The sequence below is a fragment of the Paenibacillus sp. J31R120 genome, from assembly GCF_056269225.1.
In genome coordinates, this window is sequence record NZ_JBWDNN010000015.1 from 14,129 (window position 1) to 28,153 (window position 14,025).

Below are 14,025 nucleotides of genomic sequence, written 5' to 3' on the forward strand. Positions count from 1 at the left end.
GAATGGAGCAAAAAGGGTAATCCGGGGTAGCTGCATAAACGCAGCTTTCAAGGAGGGATGTCCATGAAGGTAAAAGCGGTTATGACACTGGTTTTGCTGGCTGCCGTTGTTACGCTAGTGGGATGCGGTTCTGACAAGAAGCAGGAGGCAGCCTGGGACTATCAAGCAGGCCGTGTCATTGCGATTCAGGATGATCAGCTATTGGTTGTGCAGAGCAAGGATGTGACAGAGATCGAATTAAAGCCGGAGCTGGAGTCGGTGGATGAAATTCTAACGGTGCTGCGCCCTCAGGCGATCTGGTTGACCGTCACCGACGAGACGGACATGGCCGGAGTTGAGGTGGGCGATGATGTGCGTGTCGAGATCGAAGGAGCAGTGGCCGAGTCTTATCCGGCGCAGGCCACAGCCAGCAAGATTGAGAAGGTACAGTCCAAGTAAGGAGAGCTCCATTACCGGAGCGGCATGTGACTTCTGGACGGAGCAACGGATACGATGCGCAATTATAAGTCTAAAAGCAGTGGTAAAGTGGCCTGTGGATACAACGAATGCCATCAATCGCCGTTATATACAGGTATAAACCAAGCTTCGGCGCATCAAGCTAGATAGTAGCGATGTGCCGATTTTTGCATCTGTATAAATGTTCAGAAAATTTAAACTCCATTGTATTGACCTGCGGTAATTTTTGCGTATAATAAAGTTAAAGTCAAAGAAAGTCAAAGTCAGTTGAGGTGCAATTTCCTCATTGTCGGGCTTTTATTTGGCGCAAGATCAGGGAGGTTGGTGGTTTGCGTAACATTTCCGATCTCATTGAACAGTACTTGAAGCATATGCTGGATGACAGCAATGAAAGCGCCGTTGAGATTCAACGCAACGAGCTTGCGGATAAGTTTTCATGCGTGCCTTCGCAAATCAATTATGTGATCAGTACCCGGTTCACGCTGGAGAAGGGATACATGGTTGAGAGCAAGCGCGGGGGCGGAGGCTATATCCGAATTCAGCGTGTAGATCTGCCGGCGCTGAAGACGATCCAGTACCACATTGAGCAGACCGTAGGGAATAGTGTCGATCAGGGCGCTGCGGAAGGGCTGATTTATCAGCTGCATGAAGCGGGACTGATTACGAAGCGGGAGGCGAATTTGCTTGGGGCGGCCATCCATCGCGATACGATTGCCCTGATGCTGCCTATGCGTGACGAGATGCGGGCAAGACTGCTGCGTTCGATGCTTATTTCATTACTGGTCAAATAGGAAGGGGGACGTGTTTTGTTCTGCCAAGAATGCGGCAAGAGGCCGGCTACGCTTCATTTTACGAAAATTGTGAATGGCGAAAAGACGGAGTTCCATATTTGCGAAAGCTGCGCCCGCGAGAAGGGCGAAGGCATTCCAGGCACACCGAACAGCTTCTCCATTCATAGTCTTCTCTCCGGATTGCTTGACTTCAATTCGCCGGGAACCACAACGCCTCAGTCAGCGCCGCAGACGGTACGCTGTGAGGAGTGCGGACTGACGTATGCGCAGTTCAGCAAGATTGGCCGCTTCGGCTGCAGCTCATGCTACAGCGCGTTCGCCGACCGGCTTGATCCGCTGCTCAAGCGCGTGCACAGCAGCACGACACATAGCGGCAAGATTCCGAAGCGATCCGGCGGGCAGATTCAATGCAAGCGGGAGATTGAGCAGCTCAGGAAGGATATGCAGACTTATATTGAACAAGAGGAATTCGAGAACGCGGCAGAGCTTCGGGATCGCATACGCGAGCTGGAGCGGAAGATAGCGGAACTGTAGACATAGCTAAGACGTAAAGGAGTGAGCCTGTTGACGAAGCATCGATTCTCAGAAGATGCGCTCAGCGATTGGATGAGGGGCGCAGGTCCCGATTCTGACGTGGTCATTAGCAGCAGAGTGCGTGTTGCGCGCAACTTGCGGCATCAGCCGTTTCCGATGCTGGCGACGAGTGAGCAAGCGACGGAAGTGCTGAATCAGCTTGCCGAAGTAAGCCAAACCGGGCAACTGGACGCGTACGGCCGCTTCGATACAATACTGCTCTCCGATCTTAGCGAGCTGGATAAGCGAGTGCTCGTCGAGAAACATCTCATCAGTCCGAATCTGGCTAATGAGTCGCGCGGAGGCGCCGTCATCCTGAGTGAGGACGAAGCGGTGAGCATCATGATTAACGAAGAAGACCATTTGCGCATCCAATGTTTGTATCCCGGATTTCAGATCGGCGAGGCATGGACGTTGGCGAGCGGAATTGACGATATATTCGAGGAAGCGGCAGATTACGCGTTCGATGAGAAGCGCGGCTATCTAACAACTTGTCCGACTAACGTCGGCACAGGCATACGTGCATCCGTCATGATGCATCTGCCGGCATTAGTATTGACGCAGCATATTAACCGGATCCTGACGGCGGTTACGCAGGTCGGGTTGGCGGTTAGAGGGTTGTATGGGGAAGGCAGCGAGGCGCTGGGCAATCTGTTCCAAATCTCCAATCAGACGACGCTAGGGCAGTCTGAGGATGAGATCATCGAGAACCTGCATGGTGTCGCGAAGCAAATTATCGAGCATGAGCGTGCAGCGCGGAAGCGGCTGTTGGAGGAATCGCGAATCAGGATTGAAGACCGTGTGAGAAGATCGTACGGCATTCTGTCCCACGCAGCGATTATGGATTCCAAGGAAGCTGCGCAGCGTCTGTCGGATGTCAGGCTCGGAGCAGATCTCGGTCTGCTGAAGGATGTAACGCCGCAGGTGCTCAATGAGCTGCTTGTAATGACCCAGCCCGGTTTTCTCCAGCAGGCTTTCAACGAGAAGATGAATGCTGAGCAGCGGGATTACCGCAGAGCGGAGCTTATACGAAGCCAATTAAGCGGCAAAAATGATCATGGGGGTGTAGAACAATGATGTTTGGAAGATTCACGGAACGTGCGCAGAAAGTACTGGCACTGGCACAAGAAGAAGCGGTTCGTCTTGGACATAACAATATCGGTACGGAGCATATCTTGCTGGGCTTGATTCGCGAAGGGGAAGGCATTGCAGCCAAGGCGCTGACGGGACTTGGTCTTGGACTGGAGAAGATTCAGGATGAAGTCGAGGCGCTGATCGGACGCGGACAGGAACAGCCGAACAATATCGCTTACACGCCAAGAGCGAAGAAGGTCATCGAGCTGTCGATGGACGAAGCAAGAAAGCTTGGCCATACCTATGTTGGCACAGAGCATATTCTGCTTGGTCTCATCCGTGAAGGCGAAGGTGTGGCGGCGCGTGTGCTGAACAATCTTGGCATCAGCTTGAACAAAGCCCGCCAGCAAGTCCTTCAATTGCTGGGCAGCAGCGAGGCGGTATCAAGCAATCACGGTTCGCAAGCGAATGTAAGCACGCCTACGCTGGATGGACTCGCGAGAGACCTGACAGCTTACGCGAAGGAAGGCAATCTCGATCCGGTTATCGGACGCAGCAAAGAAATCGAGCGTGTAATTCAGGTGTTGAGCCGCCGGACAAAAAACAACCCGGTACTCATCGGTGAACCTGGCGTTGGTAAAACAGCGATTGCGGAAGGATTGGCCCAGAAGATTATCAACAATGAAATTCCGGAGACGCTGCGCGACAAACGCGTCATGACGCTGGATATGGGTTCTGTCGTTGCTGGTACGAAGTATCGCGGCGAGTTCGAGGACCGTCTCAAAAAAATCATGGATGAAATTCGTCAAGCAGGCAACATCATCCTATTCATCGACGAACTGCATACGCTGATCGGCGCAGGCGGAGCAGAAGGTGCAATCGACGCCTCCAATATTCTGAAGCCGTCGCTTGCACGCGGCGAGCTGCAGTGCATCGGTGCGACAACGCTGGATGAATACCGCAAATATATCGAGAAGGATGCCGCGCTGGAACGTCGTTTCCAACCGATTACGGTAGACCAGCCGTCTGTCGAAGAAGCCATTCAAATATTGCATGGTCTTCGCGATCGCTATGAAGCGCATCACCGCGTGAAAATTACGGATGAGTCTATCGAGCAAGCTGTGAAGTTGTCCGACCGCTACATTACGGATCGCTTCCTTCCCGACAAAGCCATTGATTTGATCGACGAAGCCAGCTCTAAAGTAAGATTGAACTCGTATACCGTTCCGCCTAACCTGAAGCAGCTGGAGAATCGCCTGGAGGATATCCGCAAGGAGAAGGACGCGGCGGTTCAAAGCCAGGAATTCGAGAAAGCGGCAGCGCTTCGCGATACGGAGCAGAAGATCAGGGAAGAGCTGGATGTAACCAAGAATCAGTGGAAAGAGAAGCAGGGCCGTACCGACTCCGAGGTTACACCGGAGGATATCGCTCAGGTCGTAGCGAGCTGGACCGGAATTCCGGTTAGCAAGCTGGCGGAAGAGGAGACGGAGCGTCTGCTGAAGATGGAATCCATTCTTCATGACCGCGTTATCGGTCAAGAAGAAGCGGTGAAATCTGTATCCCGTGCGATCAGACGCGCCAGAGCGGGTCTGAAAGATCCGAAGCGTCCAATCGGTTCCTTTATCTTCCTTGGCCCGACGGGCGTAGGTAAGACGGAGCTGGCTCGTGCGCTCGCGGAAGCGATGTTTGGCGACGAGAATGCGGTTATTCGTATCGATATGTCGGAATACATGGAGAAACATTCGACGTCCAGACTCGTAGGCGCTCCTCCGGGATATGTCGGCTACGAAGAAGGCGGCCAGTTGACCGAGAAGGTTCGCCGCAAGCCTTACTCTGTGGTGCTGCTCGATGAGATTGAGAAGGCGCATCCGGAAGTATTCAACATCCTGCTGCAAGTGCTGGAGGACGGCCGATTGACCGATTCCAAAGGCCGTGTCGTAGACTTCCGCAATACGCTGATCATTATGACGTCGAACGTCGGCGCTGATCAGATCAAGAAGAATTCGTCCTTGGGCTTCACAGCCGTACAGGATGCAGGCCGCGACTTCGCAGTTATGAAAGACAAAGTCATGGCTGAGCTGAAGAAAAGCTTCCGTCCGGAGTTCCTGAACCGGATCGACGAGACGATCGTCTTCCATTCGCTGGGCGAAGAGCATATTGCTCAGATCGTAACGCTGATGTCCGACGAGCTTCGCAAGCGTCTGCGCGAGCAGGAAGTGGACTTCTCGCTCACCGATACGGCGAAGGCATTCCTCGCGAAGGAAGGCTACGATCCGCAATACGGCGCGCGTCCGCTGCGCCGGGCAATCCAGAAGCATATCGAGGACCGTCTGTCCGAGGATCTGCTGATGGGACTGATTCAGAAGGGAGACTCCTTCGTGATCGACTTGAAGGATGGCGGGCTTGTCGTCAACAAGTCGCAGAAGGAGCCTGCTCAAGAGGAAGAGTCGGCTGCGAAGTAATATCGAGAAAACGTGTAATAAGCGAAATATCCGGTCAGCTTAAGCTGACCGGATATTTTTATTTAGACATTGGAATTGCTATTGTTATTGCTTACATTGTAGGCATTAACTTCAAAAGTAATGATTTTATCAAAAATAATATAATCTTTCCGATTTGCGAAAGGACCGATATTATTGCTGGACTTGTCTATTGCGAAAGTAATTGGACCAGCTCCAGTTGCACGAAGTTCATACCATTCAATAAAGCTGTTGACAACAGCGATGGAAACATCGTACTCCTTAACTTCTCCCGTCATAAGCATGATACGCAGTAAAGCGCGGGAGCTGTTATTTTCTCCAGGAGGCACTTCAGAGCTGTATGGAGTAGCAGATGCTTCATTCGAATGAGCGCTCGACCCTAAAGAGTTTTCAGCTGTAACAACATAATAATAGGTAATGCCATTTGTTACGGCTGAATCCGTATAGGTGGCAGTTCCAGCCTGGATGTTCGTCAGTTCGGTGTAAGGCCCCCCAGGTGTAGTTGACCGCTTAATGGTATAGCTTGTTGCATTACTAACAGCATTCCAATTCAAAGTCACTTTTGTATTGCCGGCTGTTGCTGTTAAATTCAAAGGTATGGCAGGCAAGGTTTCCTGATCCTCGCCAAACAAGTTCCATTCTCTAATAATAGAATGTTTATTCGTTGTCGTGTTATATCTCAGAACTACTGTTTTAACGTTAGTAACTGGTGCAGGCAAAGTTTCTATAACCTCACTTGCAACTGGTGTATATGACAAGAGAATAGAATTGTTTTGATCATAGAACTCCAATACAGGCGCGCTATTAGTGAAGCTTGTGATAACGGAATGAATATCTTTGTTGCTTGAGAATGTATAAAAAAGCTTGTCTGTATTACTACGAACATACACATTAGTGCTTGTATTGTTATCTGTAACTTCACGTTTAATGGTTACAGGTGGATCTGCCACAGTTGCACCGTATCCAATTGGTTTCCGATCTAATAGTCCGCCTGTAAACGAGGTTTTACTCGGAGCAACAGACTTCTCTTGTGAATTTGCACTTTCTCCTGCTTCATTAACGGATGACACAACATAATAGTAGGTAGTTCCGTTGCTTACCGTTAAGTCCGTGTAGAATGGGTCCGTCACACCGCTGGCAATCGTTGTATAAGGGCCGCCTGCAGTTGTCGCTCTTTTGATCGTATAGGACTTTGCGCCGTTATGGTTCCAGAATAAATCGACAGACTTGTCATGGCCTTGAATAAAATCAATCACCGGTACTGCTGGAGCGGCTGAAGGGCTTCCAAATACATTCCATTCCGAAACTTTTGTTGGATTAGCATTTAATTTCAAAGCAACCATAGAAACATTGTTTAACGTATTAGGCAATGATTCTACATTCCCGCTGCCTATTGGATAATACCTCAATAATAAATCACCGTTGTCATTGTAAAACTCCATAATTGGCGTATCACCAAATGAAGCAATAACCGAATTTATTGATTGTGGATTTGAGAATTTATAGTAAACGAGAGTATTGCTTGTAGTACGCATAAAAAACGTAGCGCTTTCTGAATTATCGGTCAGCAATCTTGTAGTTTCGGTGGCATTCGTAAATGACATTCCTACATTCAGCTCGACCCGGTCCAATAAACCGCCCGTATATTTAGTTTTAGCAGGCTGTATTCCTCTTGCTGGTGAGTCAGAGCTTTCTCCTGCTTCATTTACTGCTGAAACCACGTAATAATAGGTGGTTCCATTTGTAACAGAGGTATCACTAAATGAAGTGTCTGTTAGATTGGGGGCGATCGTAACAAACGGTCCATTAGCTGAAGTGGAGCGTTTGACATTGTATGATTGAGCAGCTGTGCTATTCCAGAATAGATCAACTACGGAATCATGACCTTGAATCCAAGAAATTGCTGGTGGTTGCGGAGCAACTGGGGGTGCTTGAAAAATATTGATTTCAGAAATATGGCTTGGTTTTGAATTCGTGACTGGTTTTACAACAATTAAGGATACATTGTTAACGATAGCCGGGAGTGTTTCAACTCCATCATTGGTTACAGGGCTGTATTCAAAAATGAGAACATTGTTTATATCGTAGAAAGAAATTTTTGGAGCAACATAATTAGCCGACCCATTGTATTTCATGATGACTGAATTTATAGATTGCGCTGAAGAGAATGTTGTCCAAGTCGACTGTCCTGCTTGCAAAATTTTTCCTGTTGTTTCATTTCCATCCGTCCAAAGGGTTTCAGTGCCAGTAGCCGTTCCGACAGTTGTCCCAACTTGCATAGGTACATTGTCCAGAAGGCCTCCTGTGTATTTGCCGGATGCATAAGCGGGTTGAGACGTGAAGAGAAGGCATGAAACGATTAATAGCAGAAATGCGATTTTTACAATATTACTTTTTGACATTTAAAAGCCTCCTATGTATTTGTTTATAACCATGATTCATTATATATGTAAATAAATTGATGTCAATATGATAAAAAAATTATTATTTATAGTTTTGAAAGGTGACTCTATTTATTTAGTGTAAAAATAAAGAATGATTTTAATAATGAAGGAAATCGAGCGGCGTAAATTCACGTCTCTCGCTCGCTCGGATCGAAGTAAAAGTTGGTTGGTAATTATCCGATAATGATGGCAATGGAGTGGCGAGGGGTTATAATAGAGTAGATCCAATTTTTTTCTTGAATAATGTACCTTTATAGGATGGGAATATAATGGTAAACTTCAATTATGAGAATTGTTAAAAGGAGTTCGGGATGGCCAAAATAAAACTGAAGTTCGTATGCACCGAATGCGGCACCGAATCACCGAAGTGGCTGGGGAAATGTCCGGGCTGCCAAGCCTGGAACACCATGGTGGAGGAGAAGGAGACCGTCGTTAAGACGAAAGGCGTCGGCTTATCGTCGATCCATACGAAAGAAAAACCTCAATCCATCATACATATAGAGAGTGGGCAAGAACCGCGGATCGAGACGCGCATGTTGGAGCTGAATCGTGTGCTTGGAGGCGGGGTTGTGCCTGGCTCGCTTATTCTCGTCGGCGGAGACCCAGGCATCGGCAAGTCCACGCTGCTGCTTCAGACTTCGCATGCGCTTGCGGTGAAGGGACTGAAGGTTCTCTACATATCTGGAGAGGAATCCGTACGGCAGACAAAGCTGCGTGCCGATCGGCTTGGTGCGCTTACGGAAACGCTTTATGTATTGTGCGAGACGAATATGGAGCAAGTTAACGATGCTATCGAATCGGTTCAGCCCGACTTCCTGGTCATCGACTCCATTCAGACGGTCTATGATCCCAGAGTGGAATCCGCTCCAGGCAGCGTCTCGCAGGTGCGTGAATGTACCGCCCACTTCATGCGTGTTGCCAAGATTAAGGGGATTGCGACTGTGCTGGTGGGACACGTAACGAAGGAAGGCGCTATTGCCGGACCAAGGCTTCTGGAGCATATGGTTGACTGCGTCTTATACTTTGAGGGTGAGCGGCATCATACGTACCGTCTGCTGCGCGCGGTTAAGAACCGGTTCGGCTCGACGAACGAAATTGGCATCTTCGAGATGGGAGAGGAAGGGCTGCGGGAAGTATCGAATCCTTCGGAACTCTTCTTGTCGGAGAGGCCGCTTGGCGTATCCGGCTCCACTGTAGTCGCGAGCATGGAAGGAACCAGACCGGTGCTGGTGGAGCTGCAAGCACTTGTGGCTACGACGAATTTCCCTTCGCCACGGCGGATGTCGACGGGCATCGACCATCATCGGATGGCCTTGATTATTGCGGTACTGGAGAAACGGAACGGGATGTTTCTTCAGACGCAGGACGCTTACCTGAATGTAGCGGGAGGCGTCAAACTTGATGAACCGGCGGTAGATCTCGCAGCAGCGGTTAGTCTGGCATCCAGCTTCCGGGATGCGCCGACGAAGCCGTATGATGTCATCTTCGGTGAAGTAGGCTTGACTGGCGAGGTCAGAGCCGTGTCCCGTGCGGAACAGCGGGTGAAAGAGGCCGAGAAGCTCGGCTTCAAACGAGTCATTATGCCGGAGAAAAGCCTGAAGGGCTGGAAAGCTCCGAACGGCATCGAAATTATCGGAGTTGGCACGGTAGCGGAAGCACTTAAGGCAGCGCTTGGATAGGGGGGGCATCACATGAAAGAACCGACACAGCAGGAAGTCATGAATCAGCTTTTGCAATTAGTTGCGCCAGGCACCCCTTTTCGTGAAGGGTTAGAGAATGTGCTCAGAGCCAAAACAGGCGCTCTAATCGTGGTAGGATACAGTCCCGAAGTCATGGAAGTCGTCGATGGCGGCTTCTCCATCAATTGCGATTTTTCACCCAACTATCTATACGAGCTTGCGAAGATGGACGGCGCAATCATTATGAGCGAGGATATGAGACGCATTTTGTACGCCAACACCCAGCTCATTCCGAACAGCTCTATCCCGTCCATTGAGACGGGAATCCGTCACCGGACAGCGGAGCGGGTCGCGAAGCAGACGGGCAAGCTGGTCGTATCCATCTCACAACGACGCAATATTATTACGTTGTACCAGGGTAATCTGCGTTATTCACTGAAGGATATAGGCGTTATTCTGACGAAAGCGAATCAGGCGATTCAAACATTGGAGAAATACAAGGCTGTTTTGACGCAGTCCTTTACGAATCTGTCTGCACTGGAGTTCGAGGAGCTCGTTACCTTGCAGGAAGTGGCCCACGTCATTCAGCGCGTGGAGATGGTGCTGCGCATTAAGATGGAAATCAATCGTTATGTGAATGAACTTGGCACGGAAGGCCGTCTGATCAGCATGCAGATGGATGAGCTGGTTGGCGGAGTTGAAGAAGATGGCTGGTTCTTATTGAAGGATTATGCGAAAGATAACTCGGACGAGAAAATTCGCGAAATCCGCAACGGATTGAAGAAGCTCAGCTCGGAGGAACTCCTCGATGCGACGCCGATCGTGCGTCTGATTGGTTATCCGCACACGAATAATATGGCCGATGAATCGGTATCGCCTCGCGGCTACAGATTGCTTAATAAAATTCCGAGACTGCCATTTATTATTATGAATAATTTGGTTGAACGCTTCCAGAGACTGCCTCATATTCTGATGGCTACCATCGAGGAGCTGGACGAAGTGGACGGAATTGGAGAGGTACGGGCGCGGGCGATTAAGGACGGACTGCGCCGTATCCAAGAGCAGATGTTTATTGACAGGCAAATTTAAATCCCATACAATTGATAGAATGTGTTCCAAACTTTATTGAGCTGTGCAGCTTCATAATTGGGGCATAGTAGAGAAGAGGTGGAATAGATGATCGCAAAATCGATACCGAGCCTTCTCACGGTTGGTAACTTATTTCTTGGCGTCATCGCCATTATTCTGGTATTCAACGAGAAACCTGCGTTGGCCGCGATGATGGTATTAATCGCTATGCTGCTTGACGGCGTGGACGGACGGGTCGCGCGAGCACTAAATGCCCAAAGCGAATTCGGCAAAGAGCTGGATTCTTTGTCAGATGTCATCTCTTTCGGAGTGGCGCCGGCTTTTATTATGTATGTTGTCGCTTTTCAGGACTTAAGTCCTGCGCTTGCTTGGACCGCAACCGCATTATTCCCGATCTGCGGAGCGCTGCGCTTAGCGCGGTTTAATGTCATTACAAGCAATACCGGCTATTTCATCGGACTTCCGATTCCTGCAGCCGGAGGCGTACTGGCGACTTTGGCCTTATTCAAAGAAGATATTCCGATTTCTGTCTTGCTTACGAGCACACTCGTTCTGGCCCTCTTGATGGTCAGCACGATTCGATATCCGAATTTCAAGAAAGTAGGCATTCCGCGCAGCGCCGTATGGGTCGTTCCGATCATCGTGGTCGTATCCGTTATTCTGGGGCTGCTGTTCGAGAGCCAATTATCCAAGATCCTGTTCATTCCGCTCTTGCTGTATGCACTCTACGGTCTAAAAAAAAACGTTGACCGTCGTCTGCCGAAACGGTTCCGCAAGCGCGACAAGGCACAGGAGCCAACCGAAGAACCGGTTAAATCCGAAAAGCCGGCTTAGTCCGGCACCTATGAAAAAGAACGTTCCGCAGTCCTTCTTGGGCGGGAACGTTCTTTTTCTTTGTTATGTCGAAGTCATATGTTCTCTTGGAGTGTCTAAGTAAGATTGAACAGGCCAAGCGTCGAGCACTTGTCGTATTCGTCGGCGACTACTTCGTCGAGCTGGATCTGAAGCAGATTACACAGAGCGGTCATATAAAACAAGTTTCGTCCAAGCTCGCTCTTCAGCACCTCGTTGCAATGTTCGCACAGCGAACCCGCCAAATGACTCTCCAGCGTTTCTTTCGCATCTTGCAAATTCGATTCATCGGAATACTGCTGCTTGCGGGCATTCAATTCGATACAACCACAGTCCGTTACGGCTTTCGTAACCGCGCGGTTTACGGATGCGCCGGATTGTCCTAGCTTGGACAACACGTCCAGCAAGCTGCGATGTCGCAGAAGGAGCTCTGATACTTGCTGCTGGAACTGATCCAATGTTGGAGCATTCATGGATTCCACCTCATTCACCCACCTTGAGTAGAAGTAATCTCTTTACCTATTATAAACCTCCGGGACATTGTTTTCCACAAGACATAAGATATTGAACATTTTGCCTACTGCCACGATTAGGTCGTGCAAGATTTGATCATAATTGTAATGGAGGTGAACCATTATGGTTAGACGAATGATACAGTTAATCGGGTTATTGTTTGGCGGAATGGCTGGTAGTGAGGTTTACAAATGGGTGAATGGCTCGGCCGTGTGGACAAGCTCTTCATTTGGCATGCTGCAGCAATCCGGCACTTATTACATGAATGTAGGAATAGGAGCCTTGTTCGGCGTAATCGCTGCAACGATTCTAGCGCGTCCGGCCATCCGGTATATGCAGAGGGGTGTCGAGCTGACATCAGAGATGCCACTAAGACAGCTGTTTGCCGGAGCGGGAGGCTTGCTGAGCGGGTTGCTGCTGGCCGTGCTGCTTTATCCGGCGGTATCAGGCTTCGAGAGCGTAGGCGCATTGCTGCCAGCGATGATGGCGCTGGTATTCGGATACTTGGGCTTGCGCATCGGTCTATCTAAGCAAGAAGAGATTGCCGAGGGTTTCCAGCAGCTTGCCGAAAGCCGCCGCGCGGTTCCAGTGCAGGATCAGTCGGGAACGTATGAGGAGCATAAAATCCTGGATACAAGCGTCATTATTGACGGCCGGATTGCGGATATTTGCAAAACAGGCTTTATCGAGGGAACGCTGGTCATACCGGAGTTCGTGCTGGAAGAGCTGCAGCATATTGCGGATTCTTCGGACCTGCTGAAGCGTAACCGCGGCCGCAGAGGTCTCGATATTCTGAATAAGATTCAGAAGGAGCTCGACGTGAAGGTGCTGATCTACGAAGGAGATTTCGAAGAGATCGGTGAGGTGGACAGCAAGCTTGTGAAGCTGGCGAAAGCGCTCAGCGGCAAGGTTGTGACCAATGACTTTAATTTGAACAAAGTGTGTGAATTGCAGGGTGTCTCCGTTCTGAACATCAACGATCTTGCCAATGCCGTCAAGCCGGTCGTATTGCCGGGTGAAGAAATTATCGTTCAAGTGATCAAGGATGGCAAGGAGCACGGGCAGGGCGTTGCGTATCTGGATGACGGCACGATGATCGTTGTAGAAGGCGGCCGTGATTACATCGGAACGACGATGGAGGTGCTCGTGACGAGTGTGCTGCAGACGTCTGCGGGCCGAATGATATTTGCCAAGCCGAAGCTGTTGGAAAAAGCGCTGTAACGAGGTATGATAGTACTATTGTACTTGGGATGAGCTAGTATGCGCAGGTGCGCGACAGAGCTGATCCAGCAGCGCGTATCGAACGGATGCCGGGTGAGAGATGGCAGGGCCGTCTGCGCCTGACAACAGTTCAAGGCGGGTTGAAGCATGGAAGAGAAGTGGGGTGTCGTCATCGTAGCGGCCGGACGCGGCACTCGCATGGGGACGAGCGAAAGTAAACAATATTTGCACTTGGCGAACAAGCCAATTCTGGTTCATACGCTGGAGCTGTTCCAGCGGCTGAGCTTTGTGAATGAAATTTCCTTAGTTGTAGGAGCCGATGATATCGAACGATGCCAGTCGTGGGTGCGTGAATATGGCATCTCCAAGGTGACCGCCGTGCTTGGCGGGGGACAGGAGAGACAGCATTCCGTTCTGCGCGGTCTCGAGCAGCTGACGTCGGACTGGGTGATGGTGCATGACGGCGTGCGTCCTCTTGTAACGGAGGCCGCGGTGGAGAACTGCTGCAGAACCGCGCTTGAGGGCGGAGCAGCCGTTCTTGCCGTGCCGGTGAAGGATACCATCAAGCAGGTGGACCAAGGCGGCGTCATCGTCTCGACACCGGATCGCAGAAGCTTGTGGGCGATACAAACCCCGCAGGCTTTTCGGCGTGTATTGCTGCTGGAGGCTCATAGGCGGGCTTCGGAGGAAGGTTTTCTAGGCACTGACGATGCTATGGTCGTGGAGCGAATGGGCGCTCCCGTTACCGTGGCAGAAGGGGATTACACGAATATTAAGATTACGACGCCTGACGATTTGCCGTATGCGGAGTTTCTGCTGGGGCAGCGAAGGACGGAGAGAGGGGAAGCATGAC

12 protein-coding genes are annotated in these 14,025 nt (G+C 50.1%); 10 read left to right on the forward strand and 2 right to left on the reverse strand.

The features are described 5' to 3' along the window. Positions 1-63: 63 nt before the first annotated feature. The 5 genes from AC0YNW_RS28460 (at position 64) to clpC (ending at position 5,356) form a co-directional block, all read left to right on the forward strand. Positions 64-438 carry a DUF3221 domain-containing protein gene (locus AC0YNW_RS28460; protein WP_475834750.1) on the forward strand — a complete coding sequence of 125 codons (375 nt, stop codon included), beginning with the start codon at positions 64-66 and terminating at the stop codon, positions 436-438. 347 nt (positions 439-785) lie between these two features. Continuing rightward, entirely contained in the window at positions 786-1,247 is a 462-nt protein-coding gene (locus tag AC0YNW_RS28465; RefSeq protein WP_387480001.1) for a CtsR family transcriptional regulator, read from the forward strand. 15 nt (positions 1,248-1,262) lie between these two features. After that, the gene (locus AC0YNW_RS28470; RefSeq protein WP_387480002.1) at positions 1,263-1,781 is read left to right on the forward strand and encodes a UvrB/UvrC motif-containing protein; all 519 of its coding nucleotides are present in this window, start codon (positions 1,263-1,265) and stop codon (positions 1,779-1,781) included. Positions 1,782-1,811: 30 nt separating this feature from the next. Continuing rightward, complete coding sequence (locus tag AC0YNW_RS28475; RefSeq protein ID WP_387480003.1) at positions 1,812-2,897, forward strand: protein arginine kinase; 1,086 nt, start codon at positions 1,812-1,814, stop codon at positions 2,895-2,897. Further along, positions 2,894-5,356, forward strand: coding sequence for an ATP-dependent protease ATP-binding subunit ClpC (gene clpC / locus AC0YNW_RS28480; RefSeq protein WP_475834751.1), 2,463 nt, complete (start codon positions 2,894-2,896; stop codon positions 5,354-5,356). The genes AC0YNW_RS28475 and clpC overlap by 4 nt, the downstream gene beginning before the upstream one ends. A gap of 62 nt (positions 5,357-5,418) precedes the next feature. Here the strand turns inward: clpC and AC0YNW_RS28485 are convergent, their stop codons facing one another. Continuing rightward, the gene (locus tag AC0YNW_RS28485; protein WP_475834752.1) at positions 5,419-7,776 is read right to left on the reverse strand and encodes a fibronectin type III domain-containing protein; all 2,358 of its coding nucleotides are present in this window, start codon (positions 7,774-7,776) and stop codon (positions 5,419-5,421) included. Between the two features lie 353 nt (positions 7,777-8,129). Between AC0YNW_RS28485 and radA the strand changes: the two genes are divergently transcribed. From radA to pssA, 3 genes are all read left to right on the forward strand, one after another. Then, positions 8,130-9,497 carry a DNA repair protein RadA gene (gene radA, locus AC0YNW_RS28490; RefSeq protein ID WP_387480005.1) on the forward strand — a complete coding sequence of 456 codons (1,368 nt, stop codon included), beginning with the start codon at positions 8,130-8,132 and terminating at the stop codon, positions 9,495-9,497. A 12-nt stretch (positions 9,498-9,509) separates the two neighbouring features. After that, positions 9,510-10,586, forward strand: a complete 1,077-nt coding sequence (gene disA / locus AC0YNW_RS28495) for a DNA integrity scanning diadenylate cyclase DisA (protein WP_475834753.1) — start codon at positions 9,510-9,512, stop codon at positions 10,584-10,586. Between the two features lie 87 nt (positions 10,587-10,673). Beyond that, a complete protein-coding gene (gene pssA, locus AC0YNW_RS28500; protein ID WP_387480007.1) occupies positions 10,674-11,420 on the forward strand; it encodes a CDP-diacylglycerol--serine O-phosphatidyltransferase in 747 nt (248 codons plus the stop codon). Between the two features lie 95 nt (positions 11,421-11,515). Here pssA and AC0YNW_RS28505 read toward each other — a convergent pair whose 3' ends face one another. Then, positions 11,516-11,911, reverse strand: a complete 396-nt coding sequence (locus AC0YNW_RS28505) for a nucleoside triphosphate pyrophosphohydrolase family protein (RefSeq protein ID WP_387480008.1) — start codon at positions 11,909-11,911, stop codon at positions 11,516-11,518. A 163-nt stretch (positions 11,912-12,074) separates the two neighbouring features. Between AC0YNW_RS28505 and AC0YNW_RS28510 the strand changes: the two genes are divergently transcribed. Both AC0YNW_RS28510 and ispD read left to right on the forward strand, forming a co-directional pair. Further along, positions 12,075-13,172: a PIN/TRAM domain-containing protein gene (locus tag AC0YNW_RS28510; protein WP_475834754.1), complete on the forward strand. Its 1,098-nt coding sequence runs from the start codon at positions 12,075-12,077 to the stop codon at positions 13,170-13,172. Positions 13,173-13,319: 147 nt separating this feature from the next. Continuing rightward, complete coding sequence (ispD, locus tag AC0YNW_RS28515; RefSeq protein ID WP_475834755.1) at positions 13,320-14,024, forward strand: 2-C-methyl-D-erythritol 4-phosphate cytidylyltransferase; 705 nt, start codon at positions 13,320-13,322, stop codon at positions 14,022-14,024. The last annotated feature ends 1 nt before the right edge of the window (position 14,025 follow it).

What these genes read in the sequence shown, in the direction of transcription:
- AC0YNW_RS28460 (WP_475834750.1), top strand. Translation starts at nt 64, where the DNA reads ATGAAGGTAAAAGCGGTTATGACACTGGTTTTGCTGGCTGCCGTTGTT.
- clpC (WP_475834751.1), top strand. Translation starts at nt 2,894, where the DNA reads ATGATGTTTGGAAGATTCACGGAACGTGCGCAGAAAGTACTGGCACTG.
- AC0YNW_RS28485 (WP_475834752.1), bottom strand. Translation starts at nt 7,776, where the DNA reads ATGTCAAAAAGTAATATTGTAAAAATCGCATTTCTGCTATTAATCGTT.
- radA (WP_387480005.1), top strand. Translation starts at nt 8,130, where the DNA reads ATGGCCAAAATAAAACTGAAGTTCGTATGCACCGAATGCGGCACCGAA.
- disA (WP_475834753.1), top strand. Translation starts at nt 9,510, where the DNA reads ATGAAAGAACCGACACAGCAGGAAGTCATGAATCAGCTTTTGCAATTA.
- pssA (WP_387480007.1), top strand. Translation starts at nt 10,674, where the DNA reads ATGATCGCAAAATCGATACCGAGCCTTCTCACGGTTGGTAACTTATTT.
- AC0YNW_RS28505 (WP_387480008.1), bottom strand. Translation starts at nt 11,911, where the DNA reads ATGAATGCTCCAACATTGGATCAGTTCCAGCAGCAAGTATCAGAGCTC.
- AC0YNW_RS28510 (WP_475834754.1), top strand. Translation starts at nt 12,075, where the DNA reads ATGGTTAGACGAATGATACAGTTAATCGGGTTATTGTTTGGCGGAATG.
- ispD (WP_475834755.1), top strand. Translation starts at nt 13,320, where the DNA reads ATGGAAGAGAAGTGGGGTGTCGTCATCGTAGCGGCCGGACGCGGCACT.